21 protein-coding genes and 2 tRNA genes are annotated in these 19338 nt (G+C 65.9%); 10 read left to right on the top strand and 13 right to left on the bottom strand.

Features of this window, described 5'->3' with window-relative positions; genetic code table 11:
• The 6 genes from J3A66_RS16140 to J3A66_RS16115 all read right to left on the bottom strand — a co-directional run bounded on the left by J3A66_RS16140 (position 1) and on the right by J3A66_RS16115 (position 3822).
• Positions 1 to 1011 (bottom strand): L,D-transpeptidase family protein, encoded by a 1011-nt coding sequence (locus J3A66_RS16140; RefSeq protein WP_209569981.1) that lies wholly within the window; start codon positions 1009 to 1011, stop codon positions 1 to 3.
• Between the two features lie 155 nt (positions 1012 to 1166).
• Positions 1167 to 1853, bottom strand: coding sequence for a thiamine phosphate synthase (gene thiE, locus J3A66_RS16135; protein ID WP_183936339.1), 687 nt, complete (start codon positions 1851 to 1853; stop codon positions 1167 to 1169).
• Positions 1850 to 2287: a hypothetical protein gene (locus J3A66_RS16130; protein ID WP_245336846.1), complete on the bottom strand. Its 438-nt coding sequence runs from the start codon at positions 2285 to 2287 to the stop codon at positions 1850 to 1852. Before J3A66_RS16130 ends, thiE begins: the two co-directional genes overlap by 4 nt.
• A 44-nt stretch (positions 2288 to 2331) precedes the next feature.
• Positions 2332 to 3252, bottom strand: a complete 921-nt coding sequence (locus tag J3A66_RS16125) for a class I fructose-bisphosphate aldolase (RefSeq protein ID WP_031440956.1) — start codon at positions 3250 to 3252, stop codon at positions 2332 to 2334.
• Between the two features lie 13 nt (positions 3253 to 3265).
• Positions 3266 to 3577, bottom strand: coding sequence for a type II toxin-antitoxin system PemK/MazF family toxin (locus tag J3A66_RS16120; RefSeq protein ID WP_037527513.1), 312 nt, complete (start codon positions 3575 to 3577; stop codon positions 3266 to 3268).
• Positions 3578 to 3591: 14 nt separating this feature from the next.
• Positions 3592 to 3822 carry a ribbon-helix-helix protein, CopG family gene (locus J3A66_RS16115; RefSeq protein WP_037527511.1) on the bottom strand — a complete coding sequence of 77 codons (231 nt, stop codon included), beginning with the start codon at positions 3820 to 3822 and terminating at the stop codon, positions 3592 to 3594.
• 208 nt (positions 3823 to 4030) lie between these two features.
• Here J3A66_RS16115 and J3A66_RS16110 point away from each other — a divergent pair, with 208 nt between their 5' ends.
• On the top strand, positions 4031 to 4486 hold the full coding sequence (locus J3A66_RS16110) for a TlpA disulfide reductase family protein (protein ID WP_209570546.1): 456 nt from the start codon (positions 4031 to 4033) through the stop codon (positions 4484 to 4486).
• On the opposite strand, the gene J3A66_RS16105 is transcribed toward J3A66_RS16110, so the two are convergent.
• The 3 genes from J3A66_RS16105 to gap all read right to left on the bottom strand — a co-directional run bounded on the left by J3A66_RS16105 (position 4483) and on the right by gap (position 7269).
• The gene (locus tag J3A66_RS16105) at positions 4483 to 5673 is read right to left on the bottom strand and encodes a phosphoglycerate kinase (protein ID WP_192141789.1); all 1191 of its coding nucleotides are present in this window, start codon (positions 5671 to 5673) and stop codon (positions 4483 to 4485) included. The genes J3A66_RS16110 and J3A66_RS16105 overlap by 4 nt on opposite strands.
• Entirely contained in the window at positions 5670 to 6080 is a 411-nt protein-coding gene (locus J3A66_RS16100) for an MOSC domain-containing protein (protein ID WP_209569979.1), read from the bottom strand. Before J3A66_RS16100 ends, J3A66_RS16105 begins: the two co-directional genes overlap by 4 nt.
• Before the next feature lie 178 nt (positions 6081 to 6258).
• Entirely contained in the window at positions 6259 to 7269 is a 1011-nt protein-coding gene (gap, locus tag J3A66_RS16095; protein WP_209569977.1) for a type I glyceraldehyde-3-phosphate dehydrogenase, read from the bottom strand.
• Between the two features lie 144 nt (positions 7270 to 7413).
• Between gap and J3A66_RS16090 the strand changes: the two genes are divergently transcribed.
• The 4 genes from J3A66_RS16090 to J3A66_RS16075 all read left to right on the top strand — a co-directional run bounded on the left by J3A66_RS16090 (position 7414) and on the right by J3A66_RS16075 (position 8893).
• A complete protein-coding gene (locus J3A66_RS16090; protein ID WP_031396567.1) occupies positions 7414 to 7638 on the top strand; it encodes a hypothetical protein in 225 nt (74 codons plus the stop codon).
• Complete coding sequence (locus tag J3A66_RS16085; RefSeq protein WP_031440961.1) at positions 7638 to 7946, top strand: cell division protein ZapA; 309 nt, start codon at positions 7638 to 7640, stop codon at positions 7944 to 7946. Before J3A66_RS16090 ends, J3A66_RS16085 begins: the two co-directional genes overlap by 1 nt.
• A gap of 216 nt (positions 7947 to 8162) precedes the next feature.
• On the top strand, positions 8163 to 8696 hold the full coding sequence (locus J3A66_RS16080) for a 5-formyltetrahydrofolate cyclo-ligase (protein WP_209569975.1): 534 nt from the start codon (positions 8163 to 8165) through the stop codon (positions 8694 to 8696).
• Positions 8693 to 8893, top strand: coding sequence for a DUF2842 domain-containing protein (locus tag J3A66_RS16075; protein WP_031396564.1), 201 nt, complete (start codon positions 8693 to 8695; stop codon positions 8891 to 8893). Before J3A66_RS16080 ends, J3A66_RS16075 begins: the two co-directional genes overlap by 4 nt.
• Positions 8894 to 8965: 72 nt before the next feature.
• Here the strand turns inward: J3A66_RS16075 and J3A66_RS16070 are convergent.
• The 4 genes from J3A66_RS16070 to J3A66_RS16055 all read right to left on the bottom strand — a co-directional run bounded on the left by J3A66_RS16070 (position 8966) and on the right by J3A66_RS16055 (position 12365).
• A tRNA-Asp gene (locus J3A66_RS16070) sits at positions 8966 to 9042 on the bottom strand.
• Positions 9043 to 9131: 89 nt separating this feature from the next.
• Positions 9132 to 9208, bottom strand: a tRNA-Asp gene (locus J3A66_RS16065).
• 55 nt (positions 9209 to 9263) lie between these two features.
• The gene (locus tag J3A66_RS16060; RefSeq protein WP_081874318.1) at positions 9264 to 10412 is read right to left on the bottom strand and encodes an AI-2E family transporter; all 1149 of its coding nucleotides are present in this window, start codon (positions 10410 to 10412) and stop codon (positions 9264 to 9266) included.
• Positions 10413 to 10655: 243 nt separating this feature from the next.
• Entirely contained in the window at positions 10656 to 12365 is a 1710-nt protein-coding gene (locus J3A66_RS16055) for a class I adenylate-forming enzyme family protein (RefSeq protein ID WP_209570545.1), read from the bottom strand.
• A gap of 187 nt (positions 12366 to 12552) precedes the next feature.
• On the opposite strand from J3A66_RS16055, the gene J3A66_RS16050 reads away from it, so the two are divergent.
• From J3A66_RS16050 to J3A66_RS16030, 5 genes are all read left to right on the top strand, one after another.
• Positions 12553 to 13782 (top strand): serine hydrolase domain-containing protein, encoded by a 1230-nt coding sequence (locus J3A66_RS16050; RefSeq protein WP_209569966.1) that lies wholly within the window; start codon positions 12553 to 12555, stop codon positions 13780 to 13782.
• A 30-nt stretch (positions 13783 to 13812) separates the two neighbouring features.
• Positions 13813 to 15843 carry a 3-hydroxyacyl-CoA dehydrogenase NAD-binding domain-containing protein gene (locus tag J3A66_RS16045; RefSeq protein ID WP_209569964.1) on the top strand — a complete coding sequence of 677 codons (2031 nt, stop codon included), beginning with the start codon at positions 13813 to 13815 and terminating at the stop codon, positions 15841 to 15843.
• Between the two features lie 122 nt (positions 15844 to 15965).
• The gene (locus J3A66_RS16040; protein ID WP_056674770.1) at positions 15966 to 17147 is read left to right on the top strand and encodes an acyl-CoA dehydrogenase family protein; all 1182 of its coding nucleotides are present in this window, start codon (positions 15966 to 15968) and stop codon (positions 17145 to 17147) included.
• A 90-nt stretch (positions 17148 to 17237) separates the two neighbouring features.
• On the top strand, positions 17238 to 18365 hold the full coding sequence (locus J3A66_RS16035; RefSeq protein WP_056406197.1) for an acyl-CoA dehydrogenase: 1128 nt from the start codon (positions 17238 to 17240) through the stop codon (positions 18363 to 18365).
• 73 nt (positions 18366 to 18438) lie between these two features.
• Positions 18439 to 19326, top strand: coding sequence for an acyl-CoA thioesterase II (locus J3A66_RS16030; protein WP_209569962.1), 888 nt, complete (start codon positions 18439 to 18441; stop codon positions 19324 to 19326).
• Positions 19327 to 19338 lie beyond the last annotated feature (12 nt).

Here is a 19338-nt window from a genome sequence, read left to right as displayed (position 1 = left end):
TCAGGCCTGGAAGACCGCCTTGGTCCCCGGCTTGATCATCATCGACAGTCGCGCCGCATCCCAGTTCGTCAGGCGGATACAGCCATGGCTTTCGGCGCGCCCGATCGTCTCGGGGTTAGGCGTGCCGTGAATGCCGTAGTGATCCTTCGACAGGTCCATCCAGACGACGCCGACCGGACCGTTCGGCCCCGGCGGCAGCATCTCCTTCTTCTGTCCCTTCTTCGCATCCCAGAACAGCGCCGGGTTGAAGTGGAATTTCGGGTTATAGTCGGAGCCCTTGATCGTCCACGTCCCCAGCGGCAGCGGGTCGTGACTCGACCCCATCGTCGCGGAGAACTGCGCGATCAGCTTGTCGTTCGCGTCGAGCACCCGGAGAACGCCGTCGGACTTGTCGACGACGACGTGATCCGCCTGAGGCTGCTTCGCATCGACGTTCAGCATGTTGAGCGTCGCGCGCCAGTCAGGACGGAACTTGGGATCATAGTCGCGCGACGTAGGCAGAGCGTTGGGGAACACCACCTTTGTCCCCGCAGACAGTTTGGTCGACGGCGAGTTGAGGGCCATGATGACCGCAGGCGTGGTGTGGAACATCTCACCTAGCTTCTCCATGACCGTCCGGTAGCCGATCGTCTGGAGCTCGGCCTGCTTCGCCGGGTCCTTGGGCAGCGGATTGACGAACGGCCCCGCGAGCATCTCGGGCGTCAGCGCAACCATGACGGTCGGCCGTGCCGCGCGATAGGGATACAGCGCACGCATCGTCTGCGTATCGGACTTGCCCGTGATCGGCAGCCCCTTCGCCTCCTGAAACCCCTTGAGCGCGGCCACGAGCGACTGACCACCGCGCCCGTCGAGTACGCCCGGACCGAAACCCAGATGATCGAGGATCACCTGGACGTGCAGTACGTTGCGGTCGATCGGTACCGGCTTGGCAGGGACAGGCTGCGCCACCGCCGGCAGGGCTGCGAGCAGGCAACCTGCAAGAACCGAAGCTTTCGTCACAAATGCCGTCATGCTCGTCATCCCAACCGTTACGCTACTGCATCAAACGGTTGGAACGACGGTTGTTTCCGTGACGCCAGCCAACACCCCTCCCGTCATCCTGACGAAAGTCAGGATCCAGAGCCAAGCAGCGCGCCGCCCGAAGCATCCGGCGACGGACAACCTAATCAACGCTTGGCGAGCACCTCGCCAAATGCCTTGACCGCAGCGACCTCGTCACCATTCCAGACGGCGCCCGACACCGCGACGAAATCGGCCCCCGCCGCTGCCAGCGCCGCAGCATTGTCGGGCGTGATCCCGCCGATCGCGACACACGGCATTTCGAACAGAGTCGACCACCAGGACAGGAGCACGGGCTCGGCCAGATGCTCGACGGTCTTGGTCGTGGTCGGATGAAAGGCCCCGAACGCGACATAGTCCGCACCGGCCTCGCCCGCTTCCATCGCCAGATGCCGGCTGCCGTGACAGGTCACGCCGATCTGCGCATTGGGGCCGAGCTGCGCGCGCGCCTCGCGCGGATCGCCATCGCTCTGCCCGAGATGCACGCCGTCCGCGTCGAGCCGCTTCGCCAGCCCGATATCGTCGTTGACGATGAACGCGACGTCGCGCTCGGCACAGATCGCGCGCAGCGGCGCGCCGAGTGCGGCGGCGGCGTGCTGGTCGATGTCCTTCACGCGAAACTGGAACGCCGCCACCGGCCCGGCGTCGAGCGCGCGTGCCAGCCGCTCGGGAAAGTCACCGCCGACGTCGAGCGGCGAGACGAGATAGAGCTGACATGGCGGCCGCCGCATGTCGCGGCGAAAATTCTCGGCGAATGTCGGGTCGAGCGGGCCCAGCGGATCTTCTTCGGTCATGCCCGCGGCCCTAGCCGTTTAAGCGCATCAGCGAAACCGGCAGGATCATCAAGACGGTGCGCAATCGTCAATATCTGCCGCCGACCCACCGCGACGGGCGCCACAAGATCTATAACGGTATTGGGGTAGGCGATCAGCGCGAGGTTCAGCACGTGGCGCTGCTTCAAAGTCGCGGCATCACAGGATGATCGTAGCCCTGCAATCTGCTTTGTCGCTACGCTGACCGAACGCAATCGGCCTGTCCGCATTAGGAGCCGGTCAGCCTCTAGAACTACCGGCATGGTTCGAAATGCCCGGACGACCGTTACAAGCCACACTATCGTCCCGAGCGTCACCGTTGCGACGGCGATGGCGATACGCGGCCACCAATGCGCCAGCAGCAGATGGACCACGACCAGTTCGACGGACGACAGCCCGATCAGGACCCAGATCATCGGGGCGATCGCCTTGTGATAGGAGAACGCCCCGATCACAAAGCCTATTCCTCGTTCTTGTAGATCCGGATGATCCGGTCGAGCATCGCCAGCGCCTCGTCGCGCGGACGCTGGAAGGTGTTGCGGCCGATGATCGAGCCGTTGCCACCGCCGTCACGAATGTCGCGTGCATCCTGGAAGACCGCATCGGCACCCTTGGACGCGCCGCCCGAGAACACGTTGATGCGACGCCCGGCAAAGCTCGACTGGACGACGTGACGGACGCGATCGGCCTGCTTGGACCAGTCGGTGCCGGCATAAAGCGGCTTGGCTTCCTTCTGCTCGATATGATCGGTCGGCAGCTTGGTCTTGATGATGTGCGCGCCGAGCAGCGCGGCCATGTGCGCGGCATAGGCGCCGACGTCGAGCGCGAGCTCGCCGTCCTTGGTCAGCTCGCCGCCACGCGGATAGGACCAGATCACGGTTGCGATGCCGACCGACTTGGCCTCTTCGCTCAGCTCGCGGATTTCCTCGACCAGGTCGAAGAACTGGTCCGCACCCGGGTAGATGGTGAAGCCAATCGCCGCCGAGCCGAGCCGCACCGCGTCCGCCACGGTCGCGGTGACCGCCTGGTCGATCGACGTCGCCCAGCTGTTCGAGCTGTTGCACTTCAGGATCGTCGGGATCTGCCCGGCGAACGTGTCAGCGCCCGCCTCGAGCATGCCGAGCGGCGCTGCATAGGCGCTGAGCCCGGCGTCGATCGCGAGCTGATAATGGTAATGCGGGTCATAGGCCGCCGGATTGACCGAGAAGCTGCGCGCCGGGCCATGCTCGAAACCCTGGTCGACGGGCAGGATCACCAGCTTGCCGGTACCGCCGAGCTTGCCCTGCATCAGGATGCGCGCAAGGTTCGCCTTTACGGCCGAACTGGTAGCCTCGTACTTGTCGAGGATAGTCTTGATTTGCGGTGTGATCGTCGAGGTCATGGTCATTCCTGTCTTAGAGTTCGAGCCAGCGGCGCAGCGCGTCGTCGACCCGGGTCATGGTGGTGATGGGTATCGTACCGATAATCTTGACGATGGCGTTGCGGTCGAGCGTGTCGAGCCTGTCGACCTGAATCTCGCTGTCGCAGAGAAGACCCGTCTCGGGCGACGCCTCGAGCGACACGCGAAAGAGGCTGGTGCCGGTGATGACGCTGGTGAGTGGGCACAGCGAGACCGTGCCATGATCAGCGAACAGGTCTGACTGAACGACGAGGAACGGTCGTGGCTTCCGGGAAGACTCCCCTTTGCCAGCCCCGATCACGACCATGCCCCGTGTAATTTTCACGTCAGGGACTCCGCGAACATGGCATCCCAGTCTTCGTCCTTCGCGTGTCGATCATGTGCGGCAGCGAGGAGCGATTGCCGCTTTGCCTCCGCAAGGAACGCTTCATCGTGGCGTTCGACGTAGCGGCGCACGGCTTCACGTGCGATATCGCTCTTGCTGCGCCCTTGCGTGCGGGCGACCGCCGCGAGTCGTTCTTCGAGGTCGCTATCGAGCCTGACGCCGAGCATCCGAGTCTCCGTTTAACATGTTAAACATAGGCAAGGGGCGGCGCTTGATCAACCCCTGCTCGACTGTACTCGAACGCGCGCCAGGGACGGATTGACGCACCATCCCCGGACGCCGAGGTTGGCGTCGGGAAAACCTCCGGGGGGAGAGCGGGCAATGACGGTTTCGATAAAGGGCGTGATCGCGAGCGCTCTGGCGCTGGCGATCGCGATGACGCCGTCTCACGCGTCAGCGACGATCAAGGTCGGCGACCGGGCGCCAAAATTCGAGCTGACGCTGATCGACGGCAGCAGGATCAGCAGCACCGACCTGCACGGACAGGTCGTCATCCTCAATTTCTGGGCGACATGGTGCGGGCCGTGCAAGGCGGAATTACCGCTGCTCGATACCTATTACCGGCTGCGCAAGGACAATGGCCTGCGCGTCTTCGCGGTCGCTACCGAAGACTCGCTCCCGGCGTACAAGCTGAAACCGGTCTTCGCGGCGCTGGCGATACCATCGGCGCGGCGGATCAAGGGGGCGTTCGGCGTCATGGGCGCGCTGCCGACCAACTACATCATCGATCGCGCGGGGGTCGTCCGCTATGCGAAACCCGGCGCGTTCGACCTGGCCGACCTGAACACGCTGCTCGTGCCCCTGCTCAACGAGCCGGCGCCGACGCCTTAACGGGTCAGCGCGGCGACGCCGGGCAGGTCCTTGCCCTCCATCCATTCCAGGAACGCACCGCCCGCGGTCGACACGAAGGTAAACGCATCCGCGACGCCGGCATGGTTGAGCGCCGCGACCGTATCGCCACCGCCTGCGACCGAGACCAGCGAACCACCCTCGGTGAGCGCCGCCGCGGTCCTGGCGAGCGCGACCGTGGCGGTATCGAACGGCGGCGTCTCGAACGCGCCGAGCGGACCGTTCCAGACCAGGGTCCGGCAATTCTTCAGGACGTCACCAAGCGATTCGACCGCAGCCGGCCCGACGTCGAGGATCATCTCATCCGCTGCGACCTCGTGCACGTTGATCGTGCGCGTGGCGGGGTTCGGCTTGAACTCCTTCGCAACGACGACGTCATAGGGCAGATGGACGGTGCAGTTCGCCTTGTCGGCAGCCTCCATGATCTGTTCGCAGGTCGCAGCGAGTTCATGCTCGCACAGGCTCTTGCCGACATCGACGCCGCGCGCCGCGAGGAAGGTGTTGGCCATACCGCCGCCGATGATCAGGTGATCGACGCGCGTGACCAGGTGCCGCAGCACGTCGAGCTTCGACGATACCTTCGCGCCGCCAACGACTGCTGCCACGGGATGCTCCGGCGCACCCAGCGCCTTCTGGAGCGCGTCGAGTTCGGCCTCCATCGCGCGGCCGGCAAAGGCGGGCAGGACATGCGCCAGCCCCTCGGTCGACGCGTGCGCGCGGTGCGCGGCGGAGAAGGCGTCGTTGACGTAGAGATCGCCCAGGCTCGCGAAACGCGCGACCACCGCCGGATCGTTCGTCTCCTCGCCGCCGAAGAAGCGCGTGTTCTCCAGAACCGCGATATTGCCGGGTTCGAGCATCGCGACCGCGTCGTCCGCGCCCTCCCAGTCGACATAGCGAACCTCGCGGCCCAGCACGTCGCTATACGGCCGGACGACCTGCGAGAGCGAGAATTCCGGGCTCGGATTGCCCTTGGGGCGGCCGAAATGGGCGAGGATCAGGACGATCGCGCCCTTGTCGGCCAGCTCGCCGACCGTCGCGACGGTCGCCCGCAAGCGCGTGTCGTCGGTGACGGCCCCTTCGGCCATCGGCACGTTGAGGTCTTCGCGGACAAGCACGCGCTTGCCCTGCACATCGCCCATGTCGTCGAGTGTCTTGAATGGCTTGCTCATGATTCTTCGATCCTGATCTCGTCACCGACGGCGATTCTGCCGCCCATCAAAACGCGGGTACACGCCCCGCCCCGCCAGTCGGGCGTGAGCGCGGCGAACAATCCTGGCGCCAGGGCTTCCATCCGTTCGCACGGATCGGTGTGGCGCGTCACCTCCAGCACCACGTCCGCGCCGATGCGAAGCCGCGTGCCGGGTATCTGGGGAAGGTCGAAGCCGTCGACGAGAAGGTTCGCGCGGCGTTCGTACCAGGGAATATCGCGGCCGACCTCGGCCATCGCGGCGTTCCAGTCGCCGCGTTCGAGCAACGTGACCTGACGCCGGCCCCTGCCGCCGGGCTTTACATAGCCGCGAAAGTCACCGTGCAGGCCAGCCTCGATGGTGATCTCGACATGGTCGATGATCTCCATCGGGGCTTTCGCGCGAGCGTGACGCGCGATGCCGGCGATCGTGCCTGCCCTATTCAAGGTTGAGGCCACCGCCCCCTGCCCGTTCGTGTCGAGCGCAGTCGAGACACCATCTGTCACGCGAGGCGGCTTCTCGACTGCGCTCGAAGCGAACGGAAGAGGGGGTACATAGGTCGTGAGTTCAGATGAACTTCGCCATCGCCGTGGCCGTGTCGACCATGCGGTTCGAGAAGCCCCATTCATTGTCGTACCAGCTGACGACGCGGACCAGCTTGCCGTCGATCACCGCGGTCTCCAGGCTGTCGATCGTCGACGAGGCCGGGGTATGCTGGAGATCGATCGAGACGAGCGGCTCGTCCGACCAGTCGAGCACGCCGACCAGCGGGCCGCTCTCGGATGCCGCCTTCAGCACCGCGTTCACTTCGTCGCGCGTCGTGTCGCGCGACGGGGTGAAGGTCAGGTCGATCAGCGAGACGTCCGGCACGGGCACGCGGATTGCCGACCCGTCGAGCTTGCCCTTCAGTTCGGGCAGGACTTCGGACACGGCGCGCGCGGCGCCCGTCGTGGTCGGGATCATCGACATCGCCGCAGCGCGTGCGCGACGCAGGTCCGGGTGGATCTGGTCGAGGATCTTCTGGTCGTTGGTATAGGCATGGATCGTCGTCATCAGGCCGCGCTCGATCCCGATCGCGTCGTTCAGCACCTTGGCGACGGGGGCCAGGCAGTTGGTCGTGCACGACGCGTTCGACACGATCGTGTGCTCGGCTGTCAGCTTGTCGTGGTTGACGCCGTAGACGACCGTCAGGTCGACATTCTTGCCCGGTGCCGAGATCAGCACCTTCTTGGCGCCGGCGTCGAGATGCTTCTGGCAGCTTGCCTTGTCGGTGAAGAAGCCGGTGCATTCGAGCACGATGTCGACGCCCAGTTCGGCGTGCGGCAGGTTGGCGGGGTCGCGCTCGGCGGTGACGCGGATTCGCTTGCCGTCGACAACGAGTTCGTTGCCCTCGGCCGACACGTCGCCCGGATATTTGCCGTGAACGCTGTCGCGCTTGAACAGCCAGGCGTTCGACTTGGCGTCGCCGAGATCGTTGATCGCGACAAGTTCGAGTGCGCCGTTCGACTGCTCGAGAACCGCGCGGGCAACGAGCCGGCCGATCCGCCCGAAACCGTTGATCGCAACCTTGACCGTCATTGCTGTATCTCCGCTACGCCCGTGAGTCCGTTCCGGGCGCGCTGCCTTTGCGGGGCGGTGGGGCGCCCTGTCAACACCATGGACGGTGTGCGGCACGGGCGAAAGCCGCTTGCCGCGCCCCCCGGCCATGCTATCTCGCAATCTATGCCAGATACTCTTCCCGACGCGCCGACGGCCGTCGACAGGCCTCCCGACGGTCCAACCGCGGTCGACAGGATCGACGCCGCTATCGGCCGGATCGAAGCCGCGATCCACGCACGCGCCGAAAGCGGCGACGCACTCGCCAGGCGGCATGCCGCGCTGAAGGCGCGCATGGCGGAGGCGGTCGCCGCGCTCGACGACGTCATCACCCGCGGGAGCCCCAACTGATGGCGCAGGTCATGTTAGATATCGGTGGCCGGCCGCATGCGGTAGCGTGTCGCGACGGCGAGGAATCGCGCGTCCGTCTGCTCGGCGCGATGCTCGCCGAACGCTGGCCGGTCGCGGACCGCGCCGCCGGGGGGCTCAGCGCCGAACGCGCAATGCTGTTCGTCGCACTGATGCTAGCCGACGATCTCGACGAAGCCGCGCATCGTCCGCCCGAGGGATCGGCGGTCAGCGAAATCGCATTGACGCGTATCGCCGATCGTCTCGAAGGACTCGCACAGGCCCTTGAGCAAAGCCCGCCGAGCGCCTAGATTGGCCTTGGCGGGTTCTGCCCGGTACGAGCCTTTATTATCCCTGAGGCTATTCATCATCCATAGGGGGCTGTCCCTGTTAGGACCCTGGTCCGAAGCATATGGTCCCCACCTGACGTACCGTGCGTCAGTGGATAACCCGGCACACGGCCATGGTGGGCCCGCCACATCACCATTCCCGTCATCGGACGATACCCGCATGATCGATCCGCACCCGTGAGCGACAAGGCCGCGCTCCGCACCGCATTGCGGGCCGCCCGTGCGGCCGCCGCGCCGGTCGAGATCCGCGTCCCGGACGCGTTCCTGGCCCAACTTTCGCCCGGCCTGACCGTCGCCTCCTATGTTCCGATGGCTGGTGAGGCGGATCCCTCCCCCTTCGCACGCGCCGCAGTCGAAGCAGGGTGCGTCATTGCGCTTCCGCACGTCGTGCGCCGCGACCAGCCGATGCGGTTTCTCGCCTGGGAGACCGAGGCGGCGCTGATCGCCGGCCCCTTCGGGCTTCACCAGCCCCCGGCCGATGCCGCCGCGCTCGCCCCCGACATCATCCTGACCCCACTGGTGGGGTTCGATCGCCACGGCAATCGCATCGGCCAGGGCGCAGGCTATTACGACCGCGCATTTCTCGCGCATCCCGACGCATGGCGAATCGGCATCGCGCTGGCGATCCAGGAGGTCGACGCGCTGACGCCCGACGCCTGGGACGTGCCGCTTCACGCCATCGCCACAGACAAGGACTGGATCACGCCATGACACCTAGCTGGCGCAAACCCGCCGGGATGCTCGGCATCCTGTTGCTGATCACCCTGTGGTGCGTCGCGATCGTCAGCCTGTCGACGATCGTCGGCAGCTGGCACTGGCTGGGCCAGCTGGCATTCTATCTCGTCACAGGGCTGATCTGGATAGCGCCGCTGAAACCCGTGCTGCGATGGATGGAGACGGGGCGCTGATCCCGGTCGCTAAGCGGACGGCATCTCGGGGCGGCTGATAATTTAATGGGGGTCTCGGCCACCCCTTAAGGGTGGCGCGAGTGACGGGACTCGAACCCGCGACCTCCGGCGTGACAGGCCGGCGCTCTAACCAACTGAGCTACACCCGCATTCCCAATGACGACCTCTGCACACTACCCGCAAACGGGTGTGGCGGTCGTCACCGTCGTAGACACTATCTCACACCATCGACGAACGATGGCGCGAGTGACGGGACTCGAACCCGCGACCTCCGGCGTGACAGGCCGGCGCTCTAACCAACTGAGCTACACCCGCTGAAACAGCGTGGAGGCGGCAACTAGGCGAGGGTTGGGATAGCGTCAACCCCCATTCAGCCGCCTGTTTCACGTTGGTCGTCGGACGCGTCCCCCCGGCGACGATTCCGCCCGCTTTTCTGCTGCACGAGCGTGCCGTGCTCGAACAGGAACCCCGCGATATCGGGCTTGCCCGCCGCGCCCAGCACGGTCTGAATGATGATCAGCAGCGGCACCGCCAGCAACGCGCCGAGCGTGCCCCAGACCCAGCCCCAGAAGCTCAGAGAGATCAGGATCAGCAGCGGGCTGATCGTCAGCCGGTGGCCGACGATGAACGGCGTGATCGCATTCGCCTCGACCAGATGCAGCCCGTACATCAATGCCGGGGGAAGCAGCGCCATCCAGATATCCGAAAAGGTCATCAACCCGCCCAGGCCGAGCAGGAAAGCGCCGATCACGGGTCCGAAATAGGGGATGTAGTTCAGCAGGGCGACGATCCCGCCCCACATCGCCGGATAGGGCATGCCGATCGCCCACAAGGCGGTGCCGGTCACGATCCCGAGCAGGACATTGATGACCGTGATCGTGCCGAGATAGGCCGAGACGTCGTCGACCACGTCCTGAATCACGCGTGCGGTCGCCATCGCCCCGTCGAAGCTCGTGCGGCCCGTGATCGTCTGCCGTCGCATGCCCGTCCAGCCGGACAGGAAGAAGAACACGATCAGGATCCCGAACAGCAGCTGGACGATCACCGCCGGCGCGGATGTCGCGGCGAATTCCAGGATCGAACTTGGCGCCGCGACGCCCGCGGTTGCAGGCTGCTTGATCGGCGTCGACGCGACCTGCCGCAGCGTCTTGTTCACATATTTCTCGAGGCTCGAATAGAGATCGAGCAGCGGCGCGAGATTGCTCTGGATCCGATCGAGCCGTGTCGGCAGCAGCCGAAAAAAGTCGGTTGCCGGCACGAGGATCGCGGCGATCGCGACATTGGCCGCGACCAGGAACACCAGAATGCACGCGAGCGCCGCGATCGGCGACGGCACGCCCCGCCGTTCGAGCCATTCGAGCACTGGAATCAGTGCGACGGCGATCACCAGCGCGGTCGTCAGCGGCAGGAAGAACTCCGCCCCTGCCTTCAACGCGAACGGCAACGCGATGACCAGCCCGATTCCGGCGGTCAGCGTCAGCGCGGCGAGCAGGCGATCGCGTCGCTGCGCGATCCGCATCGCATCCTCGACACCAACGCCGATCGGGGGTTCGAACACCCCTTCCGCGCTGGTTTCCGTGGTTGCCCCGCCCCTAGCGGGCGGCGGCCCTCCCTCATGGACGTCCGCCGTACCCGCCTGGGCCGTATAATCGTCGTTCGCCATGCCGTTACCCCTCGCTTGCCCTTCCCCTTGTCACAATCGGGGCGGCATTCAAGCGGTGTTGACACTCCGCCTGCGCGATGCAGGACGAATCGCCCTGAACTATGATGCCGTGGCCGGAATCCGATCCGCAAAAAGCGATTGCAGGTCCTTTTTCAGGATCTTGCCGTTCGCGTTGCGGGGCAAGGTCTCGGGCACGAAGCGGATGGCAACGGGCGTCTTGAACGCCGCGAGCCGTTCGCGCACCCAGGCCTGCAGTTCCGCCTCGCTTGCCCGCGCACCGGGGGCAAGGTGGACGACGGCGACCGGCTCCTCGCCCAGCGTGCGGTGCGGCAGTCCGATCAGCGCACAGTCGGTGACCGCGGGATGCGCATAGAGGACGTTCTCCACCTCCGACGAATAGATGTTTTCGCCACCCCGGATGATCATGTCCTTGGCGCGGTCGACGATGTAGCAGAAACCCTCCTCGTCGAGCCGCGCGAGATCGCCCGTCCGCACCCAGCCGTCGATGAACGTCGTCGCGGTCGCCTCCGGCTTGTTCCAATAGCCCTTCACGATCATCGGCCCGCGCGCCCAGAGCTCGCCGACCTCGCCGATCGGAAGCGCGGTGACGCCGTCCTCCGCGACGATCTTCAGGTCGACGACCGGCGCGGGGGGCCCCGCACTGCTCGGCCGGTTGAGATAATCCTCCGCGCCGTGATGCGTAACCGTCGCCATCGTCTCGGTCATGCCCCAGCCATTGCCGGGCAGCGCGCCGAGCTCGCTATGGATGCGCCTGACCAGCTCGGGGGCCGAGGGCGCGCCGCCATAGGCGATCGATTCGAGCGACGAGAGATCATAGTTGCCGCGGTCGGGATGCTCGATCAGCTGCCACGCGATCGTCGGCACGCCGCCGGTCACGTTCACCTTTTCGCGTTCTATGATCTCCATCGCACGGACGGTGTCCCACTTGCGCATGAAGATCATCGTGCTCCCCGTCGCGATCACGCCCATCATGCCCGCCGAGCAGGCGGTGACGTGGAAGAGCGGGATGACCGTCAGCGTCACGCGCGGGGTCGGCTCGGGCGGCGCCTCGCCGCGCCGCAAGGCCGAGCGCGCGCCCGAATAGCCCCCGGTCAGGATGTTCGACATCATGTTGCGATGCGTCCCCAGCGCCCCCTTGGGGGCACCGGTCGTGCCGCTCGTATAGAAGATTGTCGCATCGTCGTCGGGCGCGATCACCGCGTCGGGCAGCGGCTGATCGGGCAGCGCCGCCCAGTGCGAGGACGTCCCGATCACGCCCTCCAGCGGCCCTGCGATACCCGTCAGCGGCGCGACCGCGCGGCTGACCAGCACCTGCTCCAGCGACGGGATCGTCGCGTAGATATCCTCGAGCCGGTGATGGCGTTCATCGTCGGTGATCAGAACCCGGGCACCCGAATCGGCGAGACCATAGGCCATCTCCGCACCCGTCCACCACGCGTTCAACGGCACCATCACCGCGCCGATCGCGGTCGCTGCGAAGAACGCGACCGGCCATTCGGGCAGGTTGCGCATCGCCAGCGCGACGCGGTCGCCCGGCCCGATGCCGAGCGCCCGCAGATGCGCCGCCAGCGTCGTCACCGCGCGCCACGTCGCTTCATAGGTCACACGCTCGTCTTCATAGATGGTGAAGACCCGCTCGCCATGACCGCGCGCGGCCTCGATCAGGTAACGCAGCGACGGCGGCGCATTCTTCCACACGCGCGTCGCGACCCCGCCGATCGTCACGGTCTCCATCTCGAACTTGCCGCCCGGCGCGGTCAGACGCCGTTCGGTTTCCGCCATCGACATGACCGGCCAGTTGGGGTCCAGGGCGATGATTGGTTCATGAGCCAAGGCCAGCCTACTCCAAATATGAATTTCGGGTTTGGCTTATCCGCCAACCAGATGCACGTTTAGAGTTGATTTGCACGCCACTCAAGGCAATAGGAGTGCCCATGTTCGAACCGGGGGTATGGTGCATGCGGGGAAGCTGGCGATGACCGCCGCGTTCGCTGGGGCGGCTGAACGGAATGGCTTCGATCCAGCACGGCTCGCCGCGATCGATAGGCTGTTGAAAGACCGCTATATCGTCACCGGCAAGCTCCCCAATGCGCAGCTGCTGATCACGCGCGACGGCGAAACCGTGCATTTCTCGCATCAGGGCCTAGCCCGCGAGGGCGGCGCGCCAATCGACGAAACGTCGCTGTTCCGGATCGCGTCGATGACGAAACCGATCACCTCGGTCGCGTTCATGATGCTGGTCGAGCAGGGCCTCGTCGCGCTCGACACGCCGGTCCATCACGTCCTGCCCGCGTTCAAGGGGATCGGCGTCTATAATGGCGGCGGTGCGGGGGTCCCCTTTGCGGTGAAACCGACCGCCGAGCCGATGCGGATGATCGACCTGCTCCGCCACACTTCGGGGCTGACCTACGGCTTCCAGAACCGGTCGAACGTCGACGCCGCCTATCGCGAAGGCAAGATCGAGAACTGGCACGGCAATCTCGATCTCGACGGGTTCGTCGCCGCGCTGGGCGCGCTGCCGCTCGAATTCTCGCCGGGGACCGCGTGGAATTATTCCGTGGCAACCGACGTGCTCGGCGCGATCGTCGAGCGCGTGTCGGGCGTCACGCTCGACACCTTCTTCACGACACGCATCTTCGTGCCGCTCAAGATGGACGATACGGGATTCCAGGTTCCTGCCGACAAGACGGATCGCCTGACCGATTGCTACACGGTCGCGCCGGGCAAGGGGCGCACGATGCTCGATCGCGGCGAGAAAAGCGCGTGGAGCCGTCCGCCGACGCTGTTGTCGGGTGGGGGCGGGCTCGTCTCGACCGCGCTCGACTATCAGCGCTTCTGCCAGATGTGCCTCAACGGCGGCGAACTCGACGGTGCGCGGATCCTTGGCCGCAAGACGCTCGAACTCATGACGCAGAACCATCTGCCCGGCGGCGCCGATCTGACGACGATGTCCCGGTCGATATTCAGCGAGGCGACCAATGCCGGCACCGGTTTCAGTCTCGGCTTCGCGGTGACCATCGATCCCGTCCGATCGATGATGCCGGGGTCGAAGGGCGAATATTACTGGGGCGGGATGTTCTCGACCGCCTTCTTCATCGATCCGGTCGAGCGCCTGTCGATGGTCTTCATGACCCAGGTCTCGCCCAGCAGCCTCTACCCCATCCGCCGCGAGCTCAAGACGATGATCTACGCCGCCATGACCTGACCCGTCAGCGGCCGTCACCAGGAGAGAATAATGACCACCCCGATCCGCACCGAACGCCATGACGACGTTCTCGTCATCATCTCGAACAACCCGCCGGTCAACGCACTCGGCGCCGCAGTTCGCCAAGGACTCGAAGCCGCGATCAAGGACGGCGTCGCCGACGCGAGCATCACCGCGATGGTGATCCGCTGCGACGGCCGCACGTTCTTCGCGGGCGCCGACATCACCGAATTCGGCAAGCCGATGGTCGAGCCCGGCCTGCCGACCGTCGTCGACATGATCGAGGCGTCGTCCAAGCCCGTCGTCGCCGCGATCCACGGCACCGCGCTAGGCGGCGGCTGCGAAGTCACGCTCGGCTGCCATTACCGCGTCGCCGTTCCCTCGGCCAAGATCGGTACGCCCGAGGTCAAGCTCGGGCTCCTCCCCGGCGCGGGTGGCACGCAGCGCATCCCGCGCATCGCCGGCGTCAAGCTTGCGCTCGAGATGACCGCCAAGGGCGATCCGATCTCGGCGAAGACGGCGCTCGACGCCGGCCTGATCGACAAGATCGTCGGCGAGGACAGCCTCGAAGCCGACGCGATCGCCTTCGCGCGCGAGATCGCGGCGAAGCGCCCCCTGCCCCGCGCGTCCGAGAAGACCGCGCAGGCCGATCCCGACGCGGTCGCCGCATTCAAGAAGGAGAACGCGCGCCGCTTCCGCAATTTCGACGCGCCCGCCGCCAACATCGCCTGCGTCGAAAAGGCCGCCGACGGGTCGAGCTTCGCCGACGGCATCGCGTTCGAGCGCGAACAGTTCATGGCGCTCATGATGGGCGTCCAGTCCGCCGCGCAGCGCCACATCTTCTTCGCCGAGCGCCAGGCCGCCAAGATCGACGACGTCCCCGCGGACACGAAACTGCGCGAGATCAAACGCGTCGGCGTGATCGGCGCGGGTACGATGGGCGGCGGCATCGCGATGAACTTCCTGTCCGCCGGCATCCCCGTCACGATCGTCGAGATGCAGCAGGAGGCGCTCGACCGTGGCACCGGCGTCGTCCGCAAGAACTACGAGGCGACCGCCGCCAAGGGCCGGATGAAGCCCGAACAGGTCGAACAGGCGATGGGCGCGCTGAATCCCACGCTCGACTTCGCCGATCTCGCCGAATGCGACCTGATTATCGAGGCGGTGTACGAGACGATGGAGGTGAAGAAGGACATCTTCACCAAGCTAGACGCAATCGCCAAGCCCGGCGCGATCCTCGCCTCGAACACTTCCTATCTGAACATCGACGAGATCGCCGCGTGCACGAAGCGTCCCGAGGATGTCGTGGGCATGCACTTCTTCTCGCCCGCCAACGTCATGAAGCTGCTCGAGGTGGTCCGCGGCGACAAGACAGCTGATGATGTGCTCGCGACCGTCATGGCGCTCGCCAAGAAAATCAGGAAGGTCGCGGTCGTCGCGGGCGTCACCTATGGCTTCATCGGCAACCGCATGCTGATGCCGCGCCAGGTCGAGGCGACCAAGCTGCTGCTCGAAGGCGCGAGCCCCGAGCAGATCGACCGCGTCCACGTCGCGTTCGGCATGCCGATGGGCCCGTTCCAGATGAGCGACCTCGCGGGCGTCGACATCGGCTGGCACCGCGACCCGAGCCGGATCGAGAATATCCGCGATGCGCTGGCGGCGGAAAACCGCTGGGGCCAGAAGACCAAGGCGGGCTTCTACGACTATGACGAGAAGCGCACGCCGTCCAACTCCCCCCGCGTCGCCGAGATCATCGACGATTTCCGCGCCAAGTCGGGCGTCACCCCGCGCGAGATCAGCGACGAGGAGATCGTCGCGCGCACGCTCTACACGATGGTCAACGAAGGCGCGCTGATCCTCGAAGAGGGCAAGGCGCAGCGGGCGTCCGACGTCGATGTGGTGTGGATCTACGGTTACGGCTGGCCGGTCTATCGCGGCGGGCCGATGTTCTGGGCGCAGTCGGAAGGCTTGCCAAAGGTCGTCGCCGGGCTCGAGAAATACGGCTTCCCGGTTGCCAAGTCGCTGAAGGACGCCGCCGCGAGCGGTGGAAAGATAAAGTAAATTCTACGCCCTCTCCCCTCGCAGGAGAGGGCCGGGGTGAGGGGCAGCCAAGCCGTGCTCCGCCCCTGGCAGCCCCTCACCCCACCCTCTCCCCGCAGGGGAAAGGGAGAAAGGAAGACGCGATGACCGACCTCGACACCTTTCGCACCGAAACCCGCGCCTGGCTCGCAGAAAACTGCCCGCCCGAGATGCGCAAGCCCGTCCGCTCGGAGGACGATGTCTGCTGGGGCGGCCGCCAGTTCAAGCCATCGAGCCCCGCGCAGAAGGACTGGCTCGACCGGATGGCGGCCAAGGGATGGACCGTCCCCGACTGGCCCAAGGCCTATGGCGGCGGTGGCCTGTCGCCTGCCGAGACCAAGATCCTCCGTGAGGAGATGGCGGCGATCAAGGCGCGCAACCCGCTCAACAGCTTCGGCATCTCGATGCTCGGGCCGGCGCTGCTCAAATATGGCACCGAGGAGCAGAAGCTCGATCACCTGACCAAGATCGCGCGCGGCGAAATCCGATGGTGCCAGGGCTATTCCGAACCCAATGCGGGCTCCGATCTCGCCGGGCTCGCCACCTCGGCCGAGGACAAGGGCGACCATTATCTCGTCAACGGCCAGAAGGTCTGGACCAGCTACGCCGACAAGGCGGACTGGATCTTCTGCCTCGTGCGCACCGACAAGACGTCAAAGCAGGGCGGGATCAGCTTCGTGCTGTTCGACATGGCCACCCCCGGCGTCTCGACCAAGCCGATCCTGCTGATCAGCGGCAATTCGCCGTTCTGCGAGACCTTCTTCGACAATGTCGAGGTGCCCAAGGTCAACCGCGTCTACGAGGAGAACAAGGGCTGGGACGTCGCCAAATATCTGCTCGGCCACGAACGCGAGATGATCTCGGGCATGGGGCTCGCCTCGTCGGGTGGCAACCCGCTGATCGACGGGGCGATCGCCACGGTCGGGCTCGGCCATGACGGCCGCCTCGCCGACCCGCTGCTCCGCGCGTCGATCGCGTTGTTCGAGGTGCGCGCCAAGGCGTTCGGGGCGATGTCCGAACGCTTCATCGATGAACTGAAGGCGGGCAAGGCCCACCCCGCGCAGCCGAGCATGATGAAATATTACGGCACTGAGCTGAACAAGTCGCGCTACGAACTGATGATGGCGGCGGGCGGCTCCGACGCGCTCGAATGGGACAGCGACCGCTCGCGCGGCGGTGCGATCCCGCGCTCGTGGCTGCGCACCAAGGCGAACTCGATCGAGGGCGGGACGAGCGAGATCCAGCTCAACATCATCGCCAAGCGGATTCTCGAACTGCCGGCCTGAGCTCTACCGTTCTCCCGCGAAAGCGGGAGCCCAGAATCACGAACGCTGCGCGCGGGGCTCCTGGGCCCCCGCCTCCGCGGGGGAACAGAAATGCCACTCTATCTCGACGACGACCAGACCGTCCTTCAGGACACGATCCGCGACTTTGTGGCGGAACACGCCCCCGTCAGCCATATGCGCGCGCTGCGCGATGCGGAGGACGCCACGGGCTTTTCGCGCGACCTGTGGAAGCAGTTCGCCGAGATGGGCTTCACCGGCATCCTGATCGGCGATGACCAGGGCGGACTCGGCCTCGGCCATATCGAGGCGGGCGTCGTGCTCGAACAGATCGGTCGCAACCTGTCGCCCTCCCCGTTCCTGACCACCGCCGTTGCCGCGGTCGAGGCGCTCAAGGGCACCGGCCAGGCCGAGCGCTGGTTCCCCGGCATCATCGCCGGCGAAACGGTAGCAGCGCTGGCGATCGACGAGGCCGCCAAGCACCGCGACAGCATCGCGATGACCGCCGAACGCGCCGGCAACGGTTTTAAACTGACCGGCGCAAAGCGCTTCGTCGCGCATGGCCACACCGCCGACCTGATCATCGTCGCCGCGCGTACCGCAGGCGGCGCGGACGATGCCGACGGCATCACCCTGTTCGCCGTGCCGAAGGACGCCGCCGGGCTCAGCGCGAATGCCGAACGCCTCGCCGATGCGAGCCTCGCCGCACGGCTCGACTTCGACGGGGTGGAGGTCGATGCCGATGCGGTGATCGGTGAGGTCGACGCCGGCCGCGCGCCGCTCGACCGCCTGCTCCGCGCGGGTCGCACCGGCGCGTCCGCCGAGCTGCTCGGCGTCGGCGGCGGCGCGATGGACATGACGATCGGCTATATGAAGCAGCGCAAACAGTTCGGCACGCTGATCGGCAGCTTCCAGGCGCTCCAGCACCGCGCGGCGCATCTCTATTCGGAGATGGAGGTCGCGCGCGCCGCGGTCCTGAAGGCCCAGCAGCTGCTCGATCTGGGCCACGACAAGGCCGACGAGGCCGTTTCGGTCGCCAAGGCGATGACCGCGCTCGCCACGACGCTCAGCGTGCAGGAAAGCGTGCAGATGCACGGTGGCATCGGCATGACCGACGAATATGACATCGGTTTCTACATGAAGCGCGCGCGCGTGCTGGCCGAACTGTTCGGCGACGCTAACTTCCATGCCGACAGGCTGGCCATCGCCGCGGGCTATTGACCCGAACTTGTACCCCCGCGAAGGCGGGGGCCCAGACTGGGCTCCCGCCGTTGCGGGAGACCAAGGAGGTCAAATGCCTGACGAAACTGCCGAAGTAACACCCCAAGCGCTCGCCCAGGGCCTCGTCGACCTGCTCGAGATCGACGAGGTCGACACCGACCTCTATGTCGGCAAGCGCCAGCCCGGCGGTGTCGGCCGCGTATTCGGCGGCCAGGTGATCGCGCAGGCGCTCCAGGCCGCGCAGCGCTCGACCGAGGCGCCCAAGGCGGCGCATTCGCTCCACGCCTATTTCATGCGGCCGGGCAACGAGGACTACCCGATCGTCTACCGCGTCGTCCGCGATTTCGAGGGCCGCAGCTTTGCCACGCGCCGGGTCATCGCGATGCAGAAGGGCCAGCCGATCCTCAACATGGCGGCGTCGTTCCAGACCCCCGAGGACGGGCTCCACCATCAAGACGCGATGCCCGACGTCGCGCCGCCCGAGGAGCTGCGCTCCGATCGTGACCTGCGGCTGGAGAATATCGACGGCATTCCCGAGAAGTTTCGTGCACACATGCTGCGCTGGCGCCCGATCGAGGTCCGCCCGGTCAACCCGCGCAGTTGGATCGATCCGCCCACGCAGGCACCGAACCATGCCAACTGGTTTCGCATCGTCGCGCCGATCGGCGATGACCCGGCGATGCACCGCGCGGTCCTGTCCTATGCCTCGGACATGGCGTTGCTGGGAACCGCGCTGCTGCCGCACGCGATCAACTGGATCACGCCGGGTCTGCAGACCGCCAGCCTCGATCATTCGCTATGGCTGCACGAGGATTTCCGCGCGGACGACTGGCTGCTCTATGCCTGCGATGCCCCCTGGTCGGGCCATGCGCGCGGTTTTAACCGCGGCAAGATCTTCTCCCGCGACGGACGGCTGGTCGCGAGCGTCGCGCAGGAGGGGCTGATCCGGATGCGAAAATAGCCTTGGTTTACG

The organism is Sphingomonas sp. PvP018, assembly GCF_017876865.1.
Lineage (GTDB): Bacteria > Pseudomonadota > Alphaproteobacteria > Sphingomonadales > Sphingomonadaceae > Sphingomonas > Sphingomonas aerolata.
Note: the sequence above shows the minus strand (reverse complement) of the source record. Positions and strands in the feature narration are given on the sequence as shown.